This window comes from Microbacterium xylanilyticum, assembly GCF_054654695.1.
The window spans coordinates 654,761-674,087 of the sequence record NZ_BAAIEN010000002.1 but is presented as its reverse complement, the minus strand read 5'-3'; the positions used below and the strand labels follow the sequence as shown (position 1 = coordinate 674,087).

At 72.5% G+C, this 19,327-nt stretch carries 19 protein-coding genes; 10 read left to right on the top strand and 9 right to left on the bottom strand.

Features of this window, described 5'->3' with window-relative positions; all coding sequences use genetic code 11:
• The first annotated feature begins 33 nt into the window (after positions 1-33).
• Positions 34-726, top strand: coding sequence for an alpha/beta hydrolase (locus ACYQ1L_RS03750; protein ID WP_460002920.1), 693 nt, complete (start codon positions 34-36; stop codon positions 724-726).
• Here ACYQ1L_RS03750 and ACYQ1L_RS03745 read toward each other — a convergent pair.
• Positions 690-1,001, bottom strand: coding sequence for a hypothetical protein (locus ACYQ1L_RS03745; protein ID WP_460002919.1), 312 nt, complete (start codon positions 999-1,001; stop codon positions 690-692). The genes ACYQ1L_RS03750 and ACYQ1L_RS03745 overlap by 37 nt on opposite strands.
• 342 nt (positions 1,002-1,343) lie before the next feature.
• Here ACYQ1L_RS03745 and ACYQ1L_RS03740 point away from each other — a divergent pair, with 342 nt between their 5' ends.
• The 3 genes from ACYQ1L_RS03740 to ACYQ1L_RS03730 all read left to right on the top strand — a co-directional run bounded on the left by ACYQ1L_RS03740 (position 1,344) and on the right by ACYQ1L_RS03730 (position 4,032).
• Entirely contained in the window at positions 1,344-3,050 is a 1,707-nt protein-coding gene (locus tag ACYQ1L_RS03740; protein ID WP_460002918.1) for an ABC-F family ATP-binding cassette domain-containing protein, read from the top strand.
• 119 nt (positions 3,051-3,169) lie between these two features.
• The gene (locus ACYQ1L_RS03735) at positions 3,170-3,811 is read left to right on the top strand and encodes an NADPH-dependent F420 reductase (RefSeq protein WP_460002917.1); all 642 of its coding nucleotides are present in this window, start codon (positions 3,170-3,172) and stop codon (positions 3,809-3,811) included.
• A gap of 38 nt (positions 3,812-3,849) precedes the next feature.
• Positions 3,850-4,032 carry a PspC domain-containing protein gene (locus ACYQ1L_RS03730; protein ID WP_159576823.1) on the top strand — a complete coding sequence of 61 codons (183 nt, stop codon included), beginning with the start codon at positions 3,850-3,852 and terminating at the stop codon, positions 4,030-4,032.
• A gap of 24 nt (positions 4,033-4,056) precedes the next feature.
• Here the strand turns inward: ACYQ1L_RS03730 and ACYQ1L_RS03725 are convergent, their stop codons facing one another.
• Positions 4,057-4,467, bottom strand: a complete 411-nt coding sequence (locus tag ACYQ1L_RS03725; protein ID WP_460002916.1) for a DUF6157 family protein — start codon at positions 4,465-4,467, stop codon at positions 4,057-4,059.
• 116 nt (positions 4,468-4,583) lie between these two features.
• Between ACYQ1L_RS03725 and ACYQ1L_RS03720 the strand changes: the two genes are divergently transcribed.
• The 3 genes from ACYQ1L_RS03720 to ACYQ1L_RS03710 are packed head-to-tail and all read left to right on the top strand — an operon-like array spanning position 4,584 to position 11,030.
• A complete protein-coding gene (locus ACYQ1L_RS03720; RefSeq protein ID WP_460002915.1) occupies positions 4,584-9,449 on the top strand; it encodes an ATP-dependent helicase in 4,866 nt (1,621 codons plus the stop codon).
• 47 nt (positions 9,450-9,496) lie between these two features.
• Positions 9,497-10,264 (top strand): EI24 domain-containing protein, encoded by a 768-nt coding sequence (locus tag ACYQ1L_RS03715; protein WP_460002914.1) that lies wholly within the window; start codon positions 9,497-9,499, stop codon positions 10,262-10,264.
• Positions 10,257-11,030 (top strand): DNA-formamidopyrimidine glycosylase family protein, encoded by a 774-nt coding sequence (locus ACYQ1L_RS03710; RefSeq protein ID WP_460002913.1) that lies wholly within the window; start codon positions 10,257-10,259, stop codon positions 11,028-11,030. Before ACYQ1L_RS03715 ends, ACYQ1L_RS03710 begins: the two co-directional genes overlap by 8 nt.
• 121 nt (positions 11,031-11,151) lie before the next feature.
• On the opposite strand, the gene ACYQ1L_RS03705 is transcribed toward ACYQ1L_RS03710, so the two are convergent.
• Both ACYQ1L_RS03705 and ACYQ1L_RS03700 read right to left on the bottom strand, forming a co-directional pair.
• Positions 11,152-11,559, bottom strand: a complete 408-nt coding sequence (locus ACYQ1L_RS03705; protein WP_460002912.1) for a transferase — start codon at positions 11,557-11,559, stop codon at positions 11,152-11,154.
• Positions 11,560-11,731: 172 nt separating this feature from the next.
• Positions 11,732-12,163: a hypothetical protein gene (locus tag ACYQ1L_RS03700; RefSeq protein ID WP_460002911.1), complete on the bottom strand. Its 432-nt coding sequence runs from the start codon at positions 12,161-12,163 to the stop codon at positions 11,732-11,734.
• Positions 12,164-12,248: 85 nt separating this feature from the next.
• On the opposite strand from ACYQ1L_RS03700, the gene ACYQ1L_RS03695 reads away from it, so the two are divergent.
• A complete protein-coding gene (locus tag ACYQ1L_RS03695; protein WP_460002910.1) occupies positions 12,249-12,956 on the top strand; it encodes a helix-turn-helix transcriptional regulator in 708 nt (235 codons plus the stop codon).
• Positions 12,957-12,995: 39 nt separating this feature from the next.
• The gene (locus ACYQ1L_RS03690; RefSeq protein WP_460002909.1) at positions 12,996-13,778 is read left to right on the top strand and encodes a LysR family substrate-binding domain-containing protein; all 783 of its coding nucleotides are present in this window, start codon (positions 12,996-12,998) and stop codon (positions 13,776-13,778) included.
• Between the two features lie 84 nt (positions 13,779-13,862).
• Here ACYQ1L_RS03690 and ACYQ1L_RS03685 read toward each other — a convergent pair whose 3' ends face one another.
• The 4 genes from ACYQ1L_RS03685 to ACYQ1L_RS03670 form a co-directional block, all read right to left on the bottom strand.
• Positions 13,863-16,415: an ATP-dependent Clp protease ATP-binding subunit gene (locus tag ACYQ1L_RS03685; protein WP_460002908.1), complete on the bottom strand. Its 2,553-nt coding sequence runs from the start codon at positions 16,413-16,415 to the stop codon at positions 13,863-13,865.
• 108 nt (positions 16,416-16,523) lie between these two features.
• Positions 16,524-16,961 (bottom strand): VOC family protein, encoded by a 438-nt coding sequence (locus ACYQ1L_RS03680; RefSeq protein WP_460002907.1) that lies wholly within the window; start codon positions 16,959-16,961, stop codon positions 16,524-16,526.
• A gap of 3 nt (positions 16,962-16,964) precedes the next feature.
• Positions 16,965-17,435 (bottom strand): SRPBCC family protein, encoded by a 471-nt coding sequence (locus tag ACYQ1L_RS03675; RefSeq protein ID WP_460002906.1) that lies wholly within the window; start codon positions 17,433-17,435, stop codon positions 16,965-16,967.
• Positions 17,432-17,794: an ArsR/SmtB family transcription factor gene (locus ACYQ1L_RS03670; protein ID WP_460002905.1), complete on the bottom strand. Its 363-nt coding sequence runs from the start codon at positions 17,792-17,794 to the stop codon at positions 17,432-17,434. The genes ACYQ1L_RS03675 and ACYQ1L_RS03670 overlap by 4 nt, the downstream gene beginning before the upstream one ends.
• A gap of 164 nt (positions 17,795-17,958) precedes the next feature.
• Here ACYQ1L_RS03670 and ACYQ1L_RS03665 point away from each other — a divergent pair, with 164 nt between their 5' ends.
• Positions 17,959-18,687, top strand: coding sequence for a glutamine amidotransferase-related protein (locus ACYQ1L_RS03665; RefSeq protein ID WP_460002904.1), 729 nt, complete (start codon positions 17,959-17,961; stop codon positions 18,685-18,687).
• A gap of 38 nt (positions 18,688-18,725) precedes the next feature.
• Here the strand turns inward: ACYQ1L_RS03665 and ACYQ1L_RS03660 are convergent, their stop codons facing one another.
• Entirely contained in the window at positions 18,726-19,208 is a 483-nt protein-coding gene (locus tag ACYQ1L_RS03660; protein WP_460002903.1) for a glutaminase, read from the bottom strand.
• Positions 19,209-19,327 lie beyond the last annotated feature (119 nt).

Genomic DNA, 19,327 nt, shown 5'->3' with positions numbered 1-19,327 from the left:
CGCGACGTCGGCGCCCTGGGGCAGGATGGAGGCATGGCCGAACCCGTGGACATCGATCGCGAGGCGGTGCGCGGGGCGCGCCGTGACGAGGGGCTGCCGCTGCTCGTGCTGCTGCACGGGTACGGATCCGATGAGCGCGACCTGTTCGCCCTCGTCCCGTTCCTGCCCGAGGGAGCTGCGGTCGCCTCGCTGCCCGCGCCGCTGCCGGCGCCGTGGCCGATGCCGGGCCGCTCGTGGTACCCCATCGACGAGCTCGAGCGGCGGGATCCCGCCTCCGTGACCGCCGCCGCTGATGCGGTCCTGCGCTGGCTCGAGAGCGAGGCCGGGTCGGCGCCGTCGATCGCGCTGCTCGGCTTCTCGCAGGGCGCCTCCGTGGCGCTGCAGGCGATGCGGCGGGCGCCGGAGCGCATCGCGGCAGTCGTGAATCTCAGCGGCTATGCGGCCCCCGGCGACCTCGCCGGCGACGACGCGCTGCGCGAGCGCCGCACGCCCGTCTTCTGGGGTCGGGGCACGCATGACGACGTCATCCCGCCCGCGCTCGTGGACCACACCGCGCAGTGGCTGCCCGATCACGCCGAGCTGACGGGACGGGTGTACCCGGGCCTCACGCACAGCGTCTCGGAGGACGAACTGGCCGACGTGCGGCGGTTCCTCGACGGCTGGCTGGCCTCGGTTCAGGCGCCGGCGTCTCAGGCGCCGTCGTCTCGGGGGCCCGCGGACGGCTGATCCGGCTCCGCGTCGGAGGGATCCGCCGCGACGCCCGGTTCGGCGGTGCTGGCTGCTTCCGCGCGCCGCCGCTGCTCCTCCCGATCCCGGCGCGTGCCCGCCCACGTGGACAGCACCATGACGGCGGCACCGAGAACGAGCCCGACCGCGACCCCCGTGCCGGTGTTGTGCAGCGCTCCGCCGAGACCCACTCCCACGCCGATGCCGATCGCGAGCCCGGCGCCGAGCCCCACCGGTCGCATCGTCTCGCCGGATCCGGGTCGCTGCTCCACCATGGCTTCAGGCTACGTCCACTCTCGGCGGTCGGCATCCCCGCACGACGGATCCGGGGCCGAGCCAGCCCCTGCGTCGAGCCGCGACACGCCCGGGTTGCATCCGGATCGTCCTGCCGGTATCGTCATCCGGGTCCTGTCCGCCGTGTTAGGAAGTCCCTTGATCTGAGTCGTCGCCTCCGCGTTCCATCCACGCGCTGATCCGACGCTCCTTCCTGCCCCTCGCTTGCTGCGGCACAGGCATCTCCGATCCGAGAGATCGTCCCCTTCGTGACGACCCGCCCGACGGCGACCTCCCGGACGGATCCGGCATCAGCGCACCCGAACACTTCCGGGAGTCGCCCCATGTCATCACCGATTCTGTCTTCCGCGGTCGTGCTCGACCGCGTCACCTTCCGCTGGCCCGACGGATCCACCGCGCTCGATGCGGTCTCCGGCGCGTTCGGCACCGGCCGCACCGGCCTCGTCGGACGCAACGGATCCGGCAAGTCGACGCTGCTCCGGCTCATCGCCGGCGAGCTCGCCCCGACGTCCGGCCGCATCACCGCGACCGGCGACGTGGCGTACCTGCCGCAGCGACTCACCCTCGACACGCACGCCCGCGTGGCCGACCTGCTCGGCGTGGCGCGCGCCCTCGACGCGGTGCGCGCGATCGCGGCCGGCGACGTCGACCCTGCCCGCTTCGACGAGGTCGGCGACGACTGGGACGTCGAGGCGCGGGCCGAGGCGGCGCTCGCCGAGGCGGGGCTGGATCCGTCGTTCCTCGACCGCACCGTCGGCGAGCTGTCCGGCGGCGAGGCGGTGCTCGTCGCGATCGCGGGCATCCGCGCGCGCCGGGCGCCGATCACCCTCCTCGACGAACCCACCAACAACCTCGACCGGGACGCCCGCGCGCGACTCGGCGAGATGGTGCGCTCCTGGCGCGGCACGCTCGTCGTGGTCAGCCACGACGTGACCCTGCTGGAGCTGATGGACGACACCGCGGAGCTGTACGAGCAGGAGCTCAGCGTGTTCGGCGGACCCTACTCCGCCTGGCGCGCCTGGCTGGACGCCGAACAGGATGCGGCGCGGCAGGCGGAGCGCGACGCCAAGCAGGCCTTCAAGAAGGAGAAGCGTCAGCGCATCGAGGCCGAGCTGAAGCTCGCGACCCGGTCGCAGATGGCGAAGAAGGCGTACGAGCAGAAGCGCGAGCCGAAGATCGTCATGAACGGCCGGAAGATGGCCGCGCAGGTCTCCGCTGGGAAGCTGCGCACCGAGGTCGCCGAGAAGGAGGGCACGGCCCGCGCCGCCCTCGACGAGGCCGGCCGGCGGGTGCGGGACGACGCCACGATGAAGATCGAGCTGCCGGATCCGGGCGTCTCGCGCAGCCGGCGCATCGCGACGATCGGCGACGCGGAGCGATCCTGGACCATCCAGGGTCCCGAGCGGATCGCCCTGATCGGCCGCAACGGCGTGGGCAAGACGACGCTGCTGCGCCGGCTGGTCCGCGATGCCGGAGCCGACGCGACCGAGTCGCCTGCGGAGCCGCCCGCGGATCCGTTCTCAGGATCGATCGCCCGTTCGACGGACGGCGGCTCCGATCTCCGCGGATCCGAAGAATCCCTCCTGAGAACGGTCGCACACACCGACCGCATCGGGTATCTGCCGCAGCGGATCGACGGTCTGGACGAGAACGCCACCGTCGTGCAGAACGTCGCGGCGCGTGCGCCGGAGATCCCGGAGAAGGAGCTGCGCAACCGGCTCGCCCGGTTCCTCATCCGCGGTGCGGCGATGGACCGGCCGGTCGGCGCCCTGTCGGGCGGGGAGCGGTTCCGGGTCGCGCTGGCGGCGCTGCTGCTGGCCGATCCGGCTCCGCACCTCGTGGTGCTCGACGAGCCGACCAACAACCTCGACCTCGACACGGTCGACCAGGTGGTGCAGGCGCTGCGCGCGTATCGCGGGGCCGTGCTCGTGGTGAGCCACGACGACGCGTTCCTGCGCCGGCTGGAGCTGGATCTCGCGCTCGAGCTCGGACCGGACGGCCTGCTCACCGAGGTGACGCTCGGCTCCTGACCGCTGACTCCGTGCGACGTGCGCACCCGACCGGCCTCTCGGGCCCGGCCGGGTGCGCATGTCGGAAACGGGCCGACACATCGGGAATGCGGTCGCGGCACCCTGCTGTTGGCCCCGTCATGACGACTATCGGAATCATCGGAGCAGGACACATCGGCAGCGCCCTGGCGGAGGCCTTCGCGGGACTCGGCTACGACGTCGTGATCGCGAACTCGCGAGGTCCGGAGACGCTCGCCGATCTCGTGGAACGGCTCGGACCGCACGTGACCGCCTCCACCGCGACGGGAGCGGCCGAGGCCGCGGACATCGCCGTGGTCACGGTGCCGCTCAAGGCGCTGAAGGACGTGCCCGTCGCTCCGCTCGCCGGGAAGATCGTGCTCGACACGAACAACTACTACTTCGAGCGCGACGGTCACATCGATGCGCTCGACCGCGGCGAGACCACCACGTCGCAGCTGCTGCAGGAGCACCTGCCCGCCTCGAAGGTCGTGAAGGCGTTCAACCAGATCCGCGCCGGAGAGATCCTGACGACGGGTTCGCCGGCGGGCACACCCGATCGACGCGCTCTCGGCACGGCGAGCGACGACGATGAGGCGGTCGCGTTCGTGACCGACCTCTACGACCGCCTCGGGTTCGACACGGTGAGCGCGGGTCCGCTGAGCGAGTCGTGGCGGCTCGAGCGCGACCGCCCCGCCTACGTCACGCGGCAGAACGCGGAGGAGCTGCGCGCCAACCTGGCCATCGCCAACCGCCTGCCCTGATCCAGGCGCCGCCCAGGAGGCGGGGGCAGGATGAGGCCATGAGCGACCTCGTCCGCCCCCGCAAGGGCCGTTTCATCGCCGGCGTCTGCGCCGGCCTCGCCCGCCGCTTCGGCATGCCCGTCGCGCTCGTCCGGATCATCGCGATCATCGCGATGGTGTTCGCCGGGCTCCCGCTGTGGGTCTACCTCGTTCTCTGGATCATCATCCCGAACGAGCGCTGACCCCGCGGAGGCGCGCTGTCCGTCTCAGGCGCGCTTCGACCGCATCGCTCTGGTATGCCCCAGGTCCGGGTCGGCCGCGAGCAGCGCATAGTCCTCGGATTCCCGGGGTACGAGGGCGACGCGCCCCTCGGCGTCGCTGAGCACGCCCCAGCCGTAGCGCTTGCCGAGCGGCGAGGAGCGCAGGCAGGCCTGCCCTCGCGAGAAGAACTGCTTCCTCGCGTCGGAGTCGGTCGGATCCGCGCCGTGCCGCATCGCCCAGGTGGTGAAGACGACGTCGTCCGAGGTGAGCTCGAACGAGTGCTCCGCGATCAGGCGGTAGTGCAGCGCGGCGATCGTCGGCGTCTCGCCGGCGGGCGGCTCCTGGGCGTGGTCCGTGGGGCAGTCCTCCGCCACCTCGATGAACGTGCTCGCGTAGTTCGTCGTGTGCTCGGCCATTCCCCCATGCTCGCACCGCGCTCCGAGACCGGGCTTGGAGATCCGCGACAGCGCACGGGCGTTGCGCCGTAGGCGGATCCGCCCCGAATGTCCCCGGCAGCGGCGAAGATGGACGGATGACGGATGCTTCGACGCGCTCAGCACGAGGCACGGCGACCGGGGCGCGGCACGATGTGCTCGACCGGTTCACGCCCGCGACCCAGGATTGGTTCCGCGGGGCGTTCACCGCGCCCACTGCGGCGCAGGCCGGAGCCTGGGAGGCGATCTCCGCCGGGAAGCACGCGCTCGTCGTCGCGCCGACCGGATCCGGCAAGACCCTGTCGGCGTTCCTGTGGGCGATCGACCGGGTGTTCCGGGAACGCACGGCGGAGGCGGCGGGATCCGAGGCGGGCTCCCCCGGCGCTGCGCCCGCCGGATCGAGAGGCCGGAGGAAGGCTGCGCCGGAGCGCCCCGGCCGCACCCGCATCCTCTACATCTCCCCCCTCAAAGCCCTCGGCGTCGATGTGGAGCGCAACCTGCGCTCCCCCCTGATCGGCATCGGCCAGTCCGCGCGCCGGCTGGGCGAGCCCGCTCCCGCGGTGACCGTGGGCGTGCGCTCGGGCGATACGACCTCGTCCGACCGGCGCAAGCTCGTCACGGATCCGCCCGACATCCTCATCACGACACCCGAGTCGCTGTATCTCATGCTCACGAGCCGCGCCGGCGACACCCTGCGCGACGTGCACACCGTCATCATCGACGAGGTGCACGCGGTCGCGGCGACCAAGCGCGGCGCCCACCTCGCCGTGAGCCTGGAACGGCTCGACCAGCTGCGACGCGCCGCCGGGCACGACACTCCGGTGCAGCGCATCGGCCTGAGCGCGACGGTGCGGCCGATCGATGAGGTCGCGCGGTTCCTCGGCGGCGCGCAGCCCGTCGAGATCGTGGCGCCGCCCGCGTCGAAGACCTTCGACCTGCAGGTGGTGGTGCCCATCGAGGACATGCTTAATCCTCCGCCCCCGCCCGGCACCGATGAGACGCCGCGGCCGCCCGGCGCGGAGCGGATCGATCAGACGACCGGCGGTGCCGACGCGTTCGGCGAGAACACCGAGATGACCGGATCCGTCTGGCCGCATGTCGAGGAGGCGATCGTCGACCGGATCCTGCAGAACCGCTCGACCATCGTGTTCGCCAACTCCCGGCGTCTGGCGGAGCGGCTCACCGGACGCCTCAACGAGATCTACAGCGAGCGCATCGGCCTCGACCTGCCCGCCGCAATGGTGCCCGCGGCGATGATGGCGCAGGCCGGGTCCACCGCGGGTGCCGGCCCGGTGCTCGCCAAGGCGCACCACGGCTCCGTCTCCAAGGAGCAGCGCGCTATCGTCGAGGAGGAGCTGAAGTCGGGCGTGCTGCGCTGCGTCGTGGCGACGAGCAGCCTCGAGCTCGGCATCGACATGGGCGCGGTCGACCTGGTCATCCAGGTGGAAGCGCCGCCCTCGGCCGCCTCGGGCCTGCAGCGCGTGGGTCGCGCCGGGCACCAGGTCGGCGAGATCAGCCGCGCCTCCCTGTTCCCGAAGCACCGCGGCGACGTGCTGCACACCGCGATCGTGACCGAGCGCATGCTCGCCGGCCTGATCGAGGCGATCAGCGTTCCGCGCAATCCGCTCGACATCCTCGCCCAGCAGACGGTCGCCGCCTGCGCGCTGGATCCCCTCGACGTCGAGCAGTGGTTCGACACGGTGCGCCGCAGCGCGCCCTTCGCGGCGCTCCCCCGCTCGGCCTACGAGGCGACGCTCGACCTCCTCGCGGGCCGCTTCCCGTCGGACGAGTTCGCCGAACTGCGCCCGCGCCTGGTGTGGGATCGCGACGCGGGCACCCTGACCGGGCGGCCCGGCGCGCAGCGTATCGCCGTCACGAGCGGCGGCACCATTCCCGACCGCGGCCTGTTCGGCGTGTTCGTGGCCGGCGAGACCACGGGCGCTCGTGTCGGCGAGCTCGACGAGGAGATGGTCTACGAGTCCCGCGTGGGCGACGTGTTCACGCTCGGCACGACGAGCTGGCGGATCGCCGAGATCACCCACGACCGCGTCAACGTGATCCCCGCGTTCGGGCAGCCCGGCAAGGTGCCGTTCTGGCACGGCGACGGGCTGGGCCGCCCCTTCGAGCTGGGCGAGGCCCTGGGGGCGTTCAACCGGGAGGTGCACGGCGCCCCGGAGCCCCAGGCCCGGGAACGGCTCGCCGCCGCGGGACTCGACGCCCTCGCCCAGGACAACCTCCTCGCGCACCTCGACGAGCAGAAGGCCGCCACCGGCACCCTGCCGACGGACCGCACGCTCACCGTGGAGCGCAGTCGCGACGAGATCGGCGACTGGCGGGTGATCCTGCACTCGCCCTTCGGGCAGACCGTGCACGCGCCGTGGGCCCTCGCCGTGAACGCGCGCATCCGCGAGCGCCTCGGCGTGGAGGGGTCGGCGGTCGCGAGCGACGACGGCATCATCGTGCGCGTGCCGGACGCCGACGCCGCGCCGCCCGGCGCCGAGCTGTTCGTCTTCGACCCCCACGAGCTGGAGCGGATCGTCACCGACGAGGTCGGCGGATCCGCCCTGTTCGCCTCGCGGTTCCGCGAATGCGCCGCTCGCGCGCTGCTCATGCCGCGGATGAATCCGAACCGGCGCACGCCGCTCTGGCAGCAGCGGCAGCGCTCGGCTCAGCTGCTCGAGGTCGCGCGCAAGCACCCCACGTTCCCGATCATCCTGGAGACCCTGCGCGAGGTGCTGCAGGACGTCTACGACCTGCCCTCGCTGCGGCGCCTGATCACGGGGATCGCGGAACGGCGGATCCGGCTCGTCGAGGTGCAGACCGCGCAGCCGTCGCCGTTCGCCCGCGACCTCCTGTTCGGCTACGTGGGCGCTTTCATGTACGAGGGCGACTCCCCGCTCGCCGAGCGCCGGGCCGCCGCGCTGTCGGTCGACCCCGCGCTGCTCGGCGAACTCCTCGGCACGGTGGAGCTGCGGGAGCTGCTGGATCCGGACGTCATCGCGCAGTTCGAGCGCGAGGCGCAGCGGTTGGATCCGGCCCGCCGCGCGCGGGGTGTGGAGGGCGTCGCCGATCTGCTGCGGATCCTCGGCCCGCTCGATGCGGCGGAGGTCGCGGCGCGGTTGGAGGATCCGGACGCCGAGTCGGGCCGGTCCCTGAGCGAGGAGCGCAGCGACGAGACGAAGGGCGCTTCGACAGGCTCAGCGACCGACGCTGTGGCCGCCGCCCACCTGGCGGCGCTCGTGGAGGCCCGCCGCGCGATCGAGGTCACGATCGGCGGGGCGCGCCGCGTCGCCGCGATCGAGGACGCCGGGCGCCTGCGCGACGCTCTCGGCGTGCCGCTGCCCGTGGGGATCCCGGTGGCGTTCCTGGAGCCGGTCGCGGATCCGCTCGGCGATCTGATCGCCCGGCACGCGCGCACGCACGGGCCGTTCCTGGGATCGGCGGTGGCGGCGCGGTTCGGGCTGGGCACGGCGATCGTGCGACAGACGCTGCAGCGCCTCGAGGCCGACGGACGGGTCACAAGCGGGTACTTCCTGCCGGACCCCGCCGCCGGCGCCACGGGAGCCCGCGCCTCCGCCACCTCCGCCGGTCCGGACGAGACGGAGTGGTGCGACACCGAGGTGCTGCGCCGACTGCGGATGCGCTCCCTCGCCGCGATCCGGGGCAGCGTCGAGCCGGTGCCCCCGGCCGCGTTCGCGCGGTTCCTGCCGGAGTGGCAGCATGTGGCGCGTCCGCTCGAGGGCATCGACGGCGTCGCGACCGTGATCGAGCAGCTCGCCGGCGTGCCGATCCCCGCCAGCGCCTGGGAGTCGCTGATCCTGCCGCAGCGCGTGCGCGACTACGTCCCGGCGATGCTCGACGAGCTCACCAGCTCCGGCGAGGTGGTGTGGGCCGGCCACGGAGCGCTGCCGGGCCGCGACGGCTGGGTGTCGCTGCACCCCGCCGACCTCGCCCCGTTCACGGTGCCGTTCGCCGACGACGCCCCCGGGGAGGGATCGCTGGAGGCACAGCTCCTCGCGGCCCTCGCCTCGGGCGGTGCGTACTTCGCCGCCCAGCTGCGCGAGACCACCGGGGCCGAGAACGAGGCATCGGTGGTCGAGGCGCTGTGGAACCTCGCCTGGTCGGGGCACGTCACGAACGACACGTTCGCCCCGATCCGTGCACTGCTGAGCGGCGGGAGCCAGGCGCACAAGGTGACGCGCCGCACTCCGCGCGCCCGCACGTTCCGCGGGATGTCCCTGGCCCGCCCTGCCTCGGCGCCGCGCCCGCTGTCCGTCGGCGGCCGCTGGTCGCTGCTGCCCGAGGCCGAGACGGATCCGGCGCGGCGCGCCACGGTCTCGGCGGGACTGCTGCTGGACCGGTACGGCGTCGTCACCCGCGGATCGGTGCAGGCCGAGGGCGTACCCGGCGGCTTCGCGCAGGCCTACCGCGTGCTGGCGGGCTTCGAGGAAGCCGGGCACTGCCGCCGCGGATACGTGATCGAGAAACTCGGCGCGGCGCAGTTCGCCGCCTCCGCCACGATCGACCGGCTGCGCACCTTCGCCGGGCTCGCCGACCCGCCGCCGCGCACGGGGCGCACGCTCGCGGCCACCGATCCGGCGAACCCGTACGGCGCTGCCCTCGGCTGGCCCCGGCTGGACGAGGTCTCGCACCGCCCCGGGCGCAAGGCCGGCGCGCTCGTGGTGCTCGTGGACGGCGCCCTCGTGCTGTACCTCGAGCGGGGCGGCAAGACGGTGCTCGCGTTCTCCGACGACGAGGAGGAGCTGCGCGCCGCGACGGCAGACCTCGCCGCGACCGCGAAGGCGCGGCGCCTGGAGACGCTCACCGTGGAGAAGGTGAACGGCTCCGGCCTGTACGAGCGCGGCGCCGACGGATCCGGACGCGGCCCCCGGCTCGGCCGGCTGCTGCAGGAGGCGGGCTTCGTGGCGACCCCGCGGGGGTACACCCTGCGCAAGACGCTGTGACGACGCTCGGCCGCGACGCCGTCCGCACCCGCACATACCCTGGTGTCATGATCCGCGAGTTCGCCGCCGGCGTCGGCACCCTGCTGCGCGGGTTCGCGCTGTGGCGCACGCGCCCTCGGCTGCTCGCGCTCGGGCTCATCCCGGCGGTGATCAGCTTCCTCCTGCTGACCGCGCTCCTGATCCCCCTCGGCTTGTCGCTCGGCGCGATCACCACCTGGATGACGCCGTTCGCCGACGGCTGGATCGCCGGCTGGCGCGACGCCCTGCGCATCGCGCTCGGCATCGTGCTGTTCATCGCCGGCGCCGTGCTTTCGGCGCTGGTCTTCACTGCTCTGACGCTGACGATCGGGGATCCGTTCTACCAGCGCATCTGGCGCGAGGTCGAGCGCAGCCTCGGCGGGCCCGAGCCCACGGGCGAGACCGGCTTCTGGGCCACGATCGGCGAGGGGCTTCGCCTGGTGCTGCTCGGCGCGCTGATCGCCCTGTTGACCCTGGTGCTGGGTCTCATCCCGGTCGTCGGCGGGGTGCTCGCCACCGTCGTCGGCGTGCTCCTCTCCGGACGCCTGCTCGCGCGGGAGCTCACGGGCCGCGCCTTCGACGCCCGCGGCCTGAGCCGCCACGACCGCGCGCGACTGCTCGCCTCGGGACGAGCCAGGGTGCTCGGCTTCGGCGTCGCCACGCAGCTGTGCTTCATGGTGCCGCTGGGCGCGGTCATCACGATGCCCGCCGCCGTCGCCGGATCCACGGTGCTCGCCCGGGCCCTGACCGAGCGCGCGGCGATCGGGAGTACAACGGAGGCGGCGCCCGGTGCCTGAGGGCGACACCGTCTACCGCGTGGCGCACCGCCTCGACCGGGCGCTGCGCAGCGGCGTGGTGACGCGCTTCGACCTGCGGGTGCCCGATCTGGCGAACGCCGACCTGACCGGATCCGTCGTGCACGCCGTGGTTCCGCGCGGCAAGCACATCCTCATGCGCATCGGCGACTGGACGCTCCGCTCGCACCTGCGCATGGACGGCGCCTGGCACCTGTACCGGCCGGGCGAGCGCTGGCGGGCGTCCGCGCACACCGCCCGCGCGATCGTCGGCACGGCCGACGTCGAGGCGGTCGGCTTCGAGGTGTCGATGCTGGCGCTCGTGCCGACGGTCGAGGAGGCGACCCTGGTCTCGCACCTGGGACCGGATCCGCTCAGCGACGACTGGGATCCGGTGGAGGCCGCACGGCGGCTCGGAGCGGATCCGCGCCCGATCCACGTCGCCCTGCTGGATCAGCGCAACGTGGCCGGGTTCGGCAACGAGTACGCCGCCGAGCTGCTGTTCCTGCGCGGCGTGCTGCCCACGCGTCCAGCGACGGAGGTGGATGTCGCGGCGCTGCTCGATCTCGGCGCACGCACGATCCGCGCCAACCGGGAACGGGTCGATCGCACCTTCACCGGGGTCGCGCTGCGCGGCCGCACCACGTGGGTCTACGGGCGCGCCCGCCGCCCCTGCCGCCGCTGCGGCGCCCTCATCCTGTCGGGCGAACTGGGCGCCGACCCCGCCGAGGAGCGCCGCACGTTCTGGTGCCCGAACTGCCAGCGCTGAGCGCGCGGTGGTGGGGGCGCTGAGCGGTGGTGCGGGCGCTGAGCGCGCGGCGCCGGATCCGCGAAGACGCGCACCTCCGCAGAGATGCGCGTCTTCGGTGCGGCCCTGATGGCCGCGGCGTTCAGGCCGCCAGCCAGAGGCCCTTGCGGTCGGTGTCCAGATTCATGCCGGCGGCGACGGTCTCGTCGTCGCCGATCTTGGCGCCGCGCGCGATGTGCGCGCCGGCGCCGACCTCGGTGCGCACGCCGATCGTGGCGCCGTCTCCGATCACGGCCCGCTGCCCGATGTGGGCATGGGCCTCGATCCGGGCGTTCACGCCCACGATCGCCTCGGGCTCGATCCAGGCGCCGCGCGCGACGTACGCGCCGGCCCCGACCTTCGCCCCCGGTTCGACGTAGGCACCGGCTTCCACGACCGCCTGCGGGTGCACCTTGGCACCGTGCGCGATCAGCCCGCGGCCGTTGGCGTGCTTGCGGTAGCGCAGCGTGCCGCCGTGGCCGTCTTCGATGTCGACGTAGTTCTTACCCACGAAAACCTCCCGTGCCCGGGACTTTCCCCGGATACATCTGCAACCTCGGCCGGGCCGGATCTATTCCCGCGCACGCATTTCGCGCGTGTCGGCCCGTCCGTCGCGCCCAACGACGGCGCTCATCCCGGATGCGCGCCGTCGCAGCCCCCGCCTCGTACAGGCCCGACGCCGATCAGCGCCAGCGCCCGCCGCGCTGCGCGCCCGCGAGGCTGGAGAGCGCGAGCGCACCCACCAGCAGCCCGAAGTCGCGCAGAGCGATGTCGAGGAATCCGCCCGCGGTCACCAGGCTCACGATGATGCCGAGCAGCCACGCGGCGACCACGTAGCCGCCGATCCGGGGCAGGAAGGCGACGAGGATCCCGGCCAGGATCTCGACGGCGCCGACGATGTACATGAACGTGTGCGCGTCCAGGCCGATCATGCCGTTGATCCACGGGGCGAGATACACCTCCCAGTCCGGCTTGAGGATGCGGAGGAACTTGTCGAGTCCGAACAGGATCGGCGCGACGGTGAAGACGGTGCGCAGCAACAGGAAGGCCTGCCGGTTTCCGTCCTGCAGCAGTGGCCGATGAGCCGCGCTTCTGGTGTGTGCCGAGGTGGTCATGACGGATCCCTTCTAACAGGTGATGATTCATAAATTAGAACCATCCATCTCTAAAATCAAGGGATTCTTCAGTTAGAGTGGGGAGATGAGCATCTCGGAGCGGGCCGCGGGGATCGGAGCCCTGGCGGACCCCACCCGGCAGGCGCTGTACGAGCACGTCATCGCGCAGCCGGACGCCGTCACGCGGGAGAGCGCCGCCGAGGCCGTGGGCGTGGCCGCGCACGTCGCGCGCTTCCAGCTCGACCGCCTCGTCGAGCTCGGCCTGCTCGAGGTGGAGTTCCGCCGCCTGACCGGCCGGACCGGCCCCGGCGCCGGGCGCCCGTCGAAGCTCTACCGGCGCGCAGAGCAGACCATCGCGGTCTCCCTGCCGCCGCGGCGCTTCGACCTGGCCGGGCACCTGCTCGCGCGCGCGATCGAGCACGCTGCCGGCGACGTGCCGATCGACGCGGCGCTCCGCGAGGTCGCGCGTGACGAGGGCTGCGCCTACGGCGCCCGGATCGGCGAGGCGGCAGGGCACGCCGACGCCGGTCGCGCCGACGCCGCGCACGAGTACGAGCGGATCCGGCCCGCCCTCGCGGATCAGGGCTACGAGCCGCGCGCGGCCGAGGACGGGCTCGTGCTCGCGAACTGCCCGTTCCACGACCTCGCGCGCGCCCACACGGGGCTCATCTGCGGGATGAACCAGGCATACGTCGCCGGCGTCGCCGAGGGTCTCGGATGCCGCCACCTCGACGCGCAGCTGGCCCCCAGCGCCGAACGGTGCTGCGTCGTGATCCGCGCCGCGGGGTCCTGAGCCCGTGGGCGCCGCAGGCTGCGCCGGTACGCTGAACGCATGAGCAGGCGAGGCGCATCCGGCGGACGCAAGCCCGCGGTGCGTTCCGCCAAGGGCGGTGCCCGCAGCACCGCCGGCGGCAGGAACGCCGGCAAGGCCGCCGCGAAGGGCACCGGCAATGGCGCGCCGCAGCGCGCGGCGAAGAAGACCGAGAAGGTCGTGTTCGACGCTCCCGTCGCGCCGGCCGAGGAGCCGCGCGTCCTGCGGCTCGGCGCGGTGCCGGGCGCCACGCCGGGCCGCTGGATCGACACCTGGAACGCGCGGATGCCGCACGTGACGCTCGAGCTGGTGCCGATCCCGTTCACCGCACAGCGCACCGCCCTCATCGAGCGGAGCGTCGACCTCGCCCTGGTGCGGGATCCGTTCGACCGGAACGGCATGCACGCGATCGCGCTCTACGAGGAGCTGCCGGTCGTGATCGCCTCCGCCGAATCGCACCTGCTCGCCGCCGACGAGCTCTCCCCCGCCGATCTGGAGGGCGAGACCCTGCTCACGACCCGGGAGGACGTGCTCGGAGAGCTGGATCTGCCGGCCCAGGCGGCCGAGATCGGTCCGCTCGACACGGTCGAGGACGCGATCGCGACGGTCGCCGCGGGTGTCGGCATCCTGGTCGCCCCGATGTCATTGGCCCGCCTGCATCACCGCAAAGACGTCGAATACCGGATCCTGCGGGACGCGCCGGTCTCCCCCGTGCTGCTGGCCTGGCCCCGCGACGCGACGACTTCGGACGTCGAGGCGTTCGTCGGCGTCGTGCGCGGCCGGACCGCGAACTCCTCCCGCTGATCTCACGGCGTTTCGAAGCGCGCAAACGGCTGGATCCGGCGTGCGGATGGAGCCAATTGCGCGCTTCGAAACGAGTGGAGACGATCAGGCGGCCTGGGCGACGGGAACCGACGCGCCGACCTGCAGCACGCCGTCGACCGCATCCACCTGCACCCGACCCCCGTCGCGGAGCTCGCCCGAGACGAAAAGGTCGGCGATGCGGTCGTCGACCTCGCGCTGGATCAGGCGACGCAGCGGCCGCGCTCCGTACTCCGGCTCGTAGCCGTGCTCGCCGAGCCAGGCCACGGCCGCGTCCGTCACGTCGAGCGACACCTCGCGACCGGCGAGACGCGCCGCCGTCGCCCGCAGCATCAGCCGGACGATGCGGCTCAGCTCCTCGCGGCCGAGCTTCGAGAACAGCACGATCTCGTCGATGCGGTTCAGGAACTCGGGCCGCATGGCCTCGCGCAGCTTGCCCATCACCCGGGCCCGCAGATCCTCCTGCGAGGCGAAGCCGTTCGCGGATGCGTCCTGCGACGCCACGAACCCGAGCGCGCCCGAGCGCGAGGCGAGGAACTCGGATCCGATGTTCGAGGTCATCACGACCACCGTGTTGCGGAAGTCGACCGTGCGCCCCTGACCATCGGTGAGCCGTCCGTCGTCGAGCACCTGCAGCAGCAGGTTGAACACGTCGGGGTGAGCCTTCTCGATCTCGTCGAACAGCACGATCGAGTACGGGTTGCGCCGCACCCGCTCGGTGAGCTGCCCCGCCTCGTCGTAGCCCACGTATCCCGGAGGGGCGCCGACGAGCCGCGACACCGTGTGCCGCTCGCCGAACTCGCTCATGTCGAAGCGGATCACGGCGGTCTCGTCGTCGAAGAGCCGGTCGGCGAGTGCCTTGGCCAGCTCGGTCTTACCGACACCGGTCGGGCCGAGGAAGAGGAACGAGCCGACCGGGCGGCGGGCATCGCCCATGCCGGTGCGACTGCGCCGCACGGCCCTGGCCACGGCGGTGACCGCGTCGTCCTGACCGATCACGCGGGCGTGCAGGTCGGCCTCGAGGTCGGCCAGACGCTCGCGCTCGCTCTCCGAGACACGACTCACCGGGATGCCGGTCGCGCGGGAGATCACCGCGGCGATCTCGGCCTCGTCGACCACGGCGGCCTCCGCGTTCATCACCACGGCGGGACGTCCGGCGGCGTCGATCCGGCGCTGCACGGCGGCGATCTCGTCGCGGATCCGCGACGCCTCCTCGTAGTGCTCGGCGCCGACCGCGGCGTTCTTGCGCGCCTCCAGATCGGCGAGCTCCGCGAGCAGCGCCTCGACGTCGTCGACCACGCCGAGCCGCAGCCGCAGCCGCGCGCCCGCCTGGTCGATGAGGTCGATCGCCTTGTCCGGCAGCACGCGGTCGGGCAGGTAGCGCGCGCTGAGCTCCACCGCGGCGCGGATCGCGTCCTCCGTGTAGGTCACGGCGTGGTGCTGCTCGTAGGCGGGCTTGAGCCCCTCCAGGATGCGCACGGCGTCCTCGATCGACGGCTCCGCGACCTTGACCGGCTGGAAGCGGCGCTCGAGCGCCGGATCCTTCTCGATCCGCCGGTACTCGGCGAGCGTGGTCGCGCCGACGAGGTGCAGGTCGCCCCGCGCCAGGCGCGGCTTCAGGATGTTGCCGGCGTCCATGCCGCCGCCCTCGCCGGAACCGCCGGCGCCGACGACGGTGTGCACCTCGTCGATGAACACGATGATCTCGCCCTTGTGGGCGGCGATCTCGTCCATCGTCTGGGTGAGGCGCTCCTCGAAGTCGCCGCGGTAGCGGGTGCCCGAGAGCATGGCGGGCAGGTCGAGCGCCACGACGCGGCGGTCCTTCAGCTGCGCGGGAACGGCGCCGTCGACGATCGCGCGGGCCAGGCCCTCCACGATCGCGGTCTTGCCGACGCCGGCCTCGCCGATCAGCACGGGGTTGTTCTTCGTGCGGCGGCTGAGGATCTCGATGGTCTGCTCGATCTCGTCCGCGCGGCCGATCACGGGATCCAGCTCGCCGGCGCGGGCACGGGCCGTGAGGTCCAGCCCGAAGCGGTCCAGCATCGGCGTCTCGGACGCGCCCGCCGCGGTCTCCGCCTCCGGGGCGGCACCCGCAGGCACGGGCTCGCGGAGGCTCTGCGTGAGCGCCTCGGCCGTGACGCCGGCGCGTGCCAGGATCTGGCCCGCGGGCACGTCCTGTCCGAGTACGAGCGCGAAGAAGACGTGCTCCGGCTCGATGTAGGTCGCGCCGGAGGAACGGGCGACCTGGTAGGCGTGGAACAGGGCGCGGCTGGCACCGGGGGTGATGGTGGCGGCGTCCGCGTCCGTCGCCGGCCCCGGGGCGGGCAGGCGCGTCTCGACCGCGTCGATGATCGCCTGCGGCGAGACGCCGATGTTGCGGATCGCCTGGACGACGGCGTCGTCCTCGACGACGGTGCGCAGCACGTGCAGCGCGTCGAGCTCGGTCTGGCCGCGCTCGAGCGCGAACCGGCCCGCGCGCTGCAGGGTCCGCTGAGTGCGTACGGTGAGGAACCGGCTGAGGTCGATCGACCGGGTCTGCCGGGCCTGCTCACCGGCGAGATAGCGCGCCAGGAACTCGTCGAACGAGCCCGAACCCGCGTCGGTGAAGTCGTTGGGCATTTCGCTTCCTCTCAAACTTGAGCGTAGTGCTATCAAGTTCAACAGATGCGTCCCGACCGTATTCCCGATGCCGCCGGTCCCTTTCGATGGTGCCGCCCGCGGGCGCGGTCAGCGCAGACTCTGGGCGAGTCCGACGAGGATGCACTCCGGCCCGCGCACGTAGCAGAGCCGGTAGATGTCCTCGTACTGCACGACGCCGTCACTGACGAGTTCCGTGCCGTGCCTGCTGATTCGCCGCAGGGTCTCGTCGAGGTCCGCCACGTTGAACATGACACGGAGGTAGCCGAGCGCGTTCACCGGAGCCCTCCGATGATCGGCGACGACGTGAGGCGCGAGGAAGCGCGAGAGCTCGAGCCGGCCATGACCGTCCGGCGTGCGCATCATCGCCACCTCGACCCGCTGATCGCCGAGACCGGTGACCCGGCCCGCCCACTCCCCCTCGGCGAAGGCCCGGCCTTCGAGCTCGAGGCCGAGATCGGTGAAGAAGTCGACGACCGCAGTGAGGTCTTCGACGACGACGCCGACGTTGTCCATGGTGATGCTCATGGGTCAGGCCGCCTTCCCGCCCTCGAGATACCGACCGAGATTGGCGAGGCCTTCGTCCCAGCCGTCGTAGACGAACCCGTCCCCGGGCCTGCCGGCGTAGCCGAGCATGTGGAGGACGAGCTCGGTGCGCTCGCCCTGCGGGGTGAACGTGAGCGTGATCACCGGAGTCCTCTCGACGGGCGCGTCCGGGTCGCCCCAGGTGAACGCGAGCCGATCGATCGGATCGACCTGCAGGCACTCGCCCCCGGTCGGGAACTTCTCGCCGGTCTCGTCGTTCGTCATCGTGTAGCGATACCGCCCGCCCACGCGGACATCGGCGCGCACGCTGTCGGCCGAGACGCCGAACGGGCGCAGCCACTGCGCCAACTCGGACTCCTGGGTCCAGGCGCGCCAGACGAGCTCGCGTGGCGCGTCGAGGACGCGAGTGAGGGAGAACTGCGGTGGCTCCTGCTGCGATGGGCCTGTCGTGTTCATGATCCGCCTTCCTGGATGTCGTCGGTGTTCGTTCGGGCCTTCATGACTCCGAGGTGGGCTTCGAGGGCGTCGAGGCGCAGGTTCCACTCGCGGCGCTGCTTCTCGACCCAGGCGGAGGCTTCCTCGAGCGGCTCCGTCTCCATCGAGAGGGTGCGCCACTGCGCATGGGCGGTGCGCGTCACCAATCCCGCACGCTCGAGCACCTTCAGATGCTGGGAGATCGCGGGCCCGCTCATCGAGAACGGCGCAGCGACCTCGCCGACGGTCGCGGGCCCCTGCGCGAGCTTCGAGAGGATCTCGCGTCGCGTCGGGTCGGCGAGCGCAGCGAACACGAGGCTCAGGGCATCGGATGCGACCATTTCATGACGTCCTTATTTAAGCTTTTGCCTCATTAGAGCATGGAGGGATGACCACGTCAAGGGCGGGCGCCCGGCGGCCCGCATCAGCGTTCCGCATACGGGCTGTGTTCCCGACCATTTCATCCGGGCCTCGTGCGGCTCTGCCGCTCCCCTAGAATCCAGGGATGGCCTCGCTTCTGTACGTCGGCGTGCGCCCTGAGCTGGATGCGGCGACGGCGGAGCGCGCCTCCTTCCGCGTCGCCCTCGGCGTCGATGCCGACGTGCTGGACCGGATCGACCTCACCACCGCCGCGCTTCCCGATGACGCCTTCGACCGGTACGCCGGATTCGTCATCGGCGGCTCCCCGTTCAACGTCACCGACGTGCGCAAGTCCGAGACGCAGCTCCGCGTCGAGGCCGACCTGGAGCGCATCGCCGCGCGCGCGATCGACGGCGCGACGACCGCCTTCTTCACCTGCTTCGGGATCGGCGTGGTCACGCGGCTCCTCGGCGGCAGCGTCGGCACGGAGAACCCTGAGGAGGCGACCGCGGCGGAGATCCGGACGACGCCGGAAGGCGCGGCCGATCCCCTGTTCGGACCCGCGGGCGCCACGTTCCACGCGTTCACCGCGCACAAGGAGGGCTCGACCCAGGCACCGCCGGGTGCCGTGCTGCTCGCCGGGAACGACTCCTGCCCCGTGCAGGCGTACCGCGTGGGCGCCGACCTCTACGCGACGCAGTTCCATCCGGAGCCCTCGCCGCGCGACTTCGCGGACCGGATGGTGTTCTACCGCACCACGGGCTACTTCGATCCGGACGCGTTCCACACCGTGCAGGAGGCCGTGCTGGCGTCCGTGGTGACCGAGCCCGCCCGCATCCTGCACCGCTTCGGCGAGCGCGCGCTCGCCCGCTGACCCGCGAGAACCGGCACCCCTCGCTCAGGGACCGGACGTCAGCGCTCTCCGCGCAGCAGCGCGATCCGTTCGTTCAGGTAGGCCTCCAGCGGCATGAGCCCCGCGGCGGGCGACCACCGCACCGACGGCACGCCGTCCACGACCGCGAGGGGTCCGGAGGATCCGCCCGCCGCGACCGCGTCCAGATCGATCCGGGTCCAGCCGACGTGCACGGTCTCGCCGTCGCGGAATCCGCCGCGCGACGCCTCCGCCCGCCGTTCGGCGCGGGCGCGCGCCGACTCCGCGGCGTACCCGCGGCGCACGGGCGCCGCGGCGCGCAGCACCTCCGCCGTGGCGAACACCGCGTCGTCGGCGATCAGCAGCACCCCGACGTGCCAGGCGGATCCGGCGCGCACGATGCGCGGCGCACGCCAGCGCGAGAGCTTCTCGCGGCCGAGCGCCTCCTGCGGCACGTCCCGCAGCGACGCGCGGGCGCCATCGAGAAGCGCGCGGAGTGCCGGGGCGGATGCGGACGAGGTCACGCGTCCAGGCTATGCCTCCGCGCTCGGCACGGCCGCGCCGACCATCGGAGACTCCGCGACCGCCGAACCGCCGAACCGCCGAACCGCATGTTTGCGATATCCGAATCCGATCGCAAATC

What these genes read in the sequence shown, in the direction of transcription:
- ACYQ1L_RS03685 (WP_460002908.1), bottom strand. Translation starts at nt 16,415, where the DNA reads ATGCCCAACGACTTCACCGACGCGGGTTCGGGCTCGTTCGACGAGTTC.
- ACYQ1L_RS03740 (WP_460002918.1), top strand. Translation starts at nt 1,344, where the DNA reads ATGTCATCACCGATTCTGTCTTCCGCGGTCGTGCTCGACCGCGTCACC.
- ACYQ1L_RS03745 (WP_460002919.1), bottom strand. Translation starts at nt 1,001, where the DNA reads ATGGTGGAGCAGCGACCCGGATCCGGCGAGACGATGCGACCGGTGGGG.
- ACYQ1L_RS03665 (WP_460002904.1), top strand. Translation starts at nt 17,959, where the DNA reads ATGGCCTCGCTTCTGTACGTCGGCGTGCGCCCTGAGCTGGATGCGGCG.
- ACYQ1L_RS03725 (WP_460002916.1), bottom strand. Translation starts at nt 4,467, where the DNA reads ATGGCCGAGCACACGACGAACTACGCGAGCACGTTCATCGAGGTGGCG.
- ACYQ1L_RS03730 (WP_159576823.1), top strand. Translation starts at nt 3,850, where the DNA reads ATGAGCGACCTCGTCCGCCCCCGCAAGGGCCGTTTCATCGCCGGCGTC.
- ACYQ1L_RS03735 (WP_460002917.1), top strand. Translation starts at nt 3,170, where the DNA reads ATGACGACTATCGGAATCATCGGAGCAGGACACATCGGCAGCGCCCTG.
- ACYQ1L_RS03690 (WP_460002909.1), top strand. Translation starts at nt 12,996, where the DNA reads ATGAGCAGGCGAGGCGCATCCGGCGGACGCAAGCCCGCGGTGCGTTCC.
- ACYQ1L_RS03675 (WP_460002906.1), bottom strand. Translation starts at nt 17,435, where the DNA reads ATGAACACGACAGGCCCATCGCAGCAGGAGCCACCGCAGTTCTCCCTC.
- ACYQ1L_RS03715 (WP_460002914.1), top strand. Translation starts at nt 9,497, where the DNA reads ATGATCCGCGAGTTCGCCGCCGGCGTCGGCACCCTGCTGCGCGGGTTC.
- ACYQ1L_RS03680 (WP_460002907.1), bottom strand. Translation starts at nt 16,961, where the DNA reads ATGAGCATCACCATGGACAACGTCGGCGTCGTCGTCGAAGACCTCACT.
- ACYQ1L_RS03700 (WP_460002911.1), bottom strand. Translation starts at nt 12,163, where the DNA reads ATGACCACCTCGGCACACACCAGAAGCGCGGCTCATCGGCCACTGCTG.
- ACYQ1L_RS03670 (WP_460002905.1), bottom strand. Translation starts at nt 17,794, where the DNA reads ATGGTCGCATCCGATGCCCTGAGCCTCGTGTTCGCTGCGCTCGCCGAC.
- ACYQ1L_RS03695 (WP_460002910.1), top strand. Translation starts at nt 12,249, where the DNA reads ATGAGCATCTCGGAGCGGGCCGCGGGGATCGGAGCCCTGGCGGACCCC.
- ACYQ1L_RS03750 (WP_460002920.1), top strand. Translation starts at nt 34, where the DNA reads ATGGCCGAACCCGTGGACATCGATCGCGAGGCGGTGCGCGGGGCGCGC.
- ACYQ1L_RS03720 (WP_460002915.1), top strand. Translation starts at nt 4,584, where the DNA reads ATGACGGATGCTTCGACGCGCTCAGCACGAGGCACGGCGACCGGGGCG.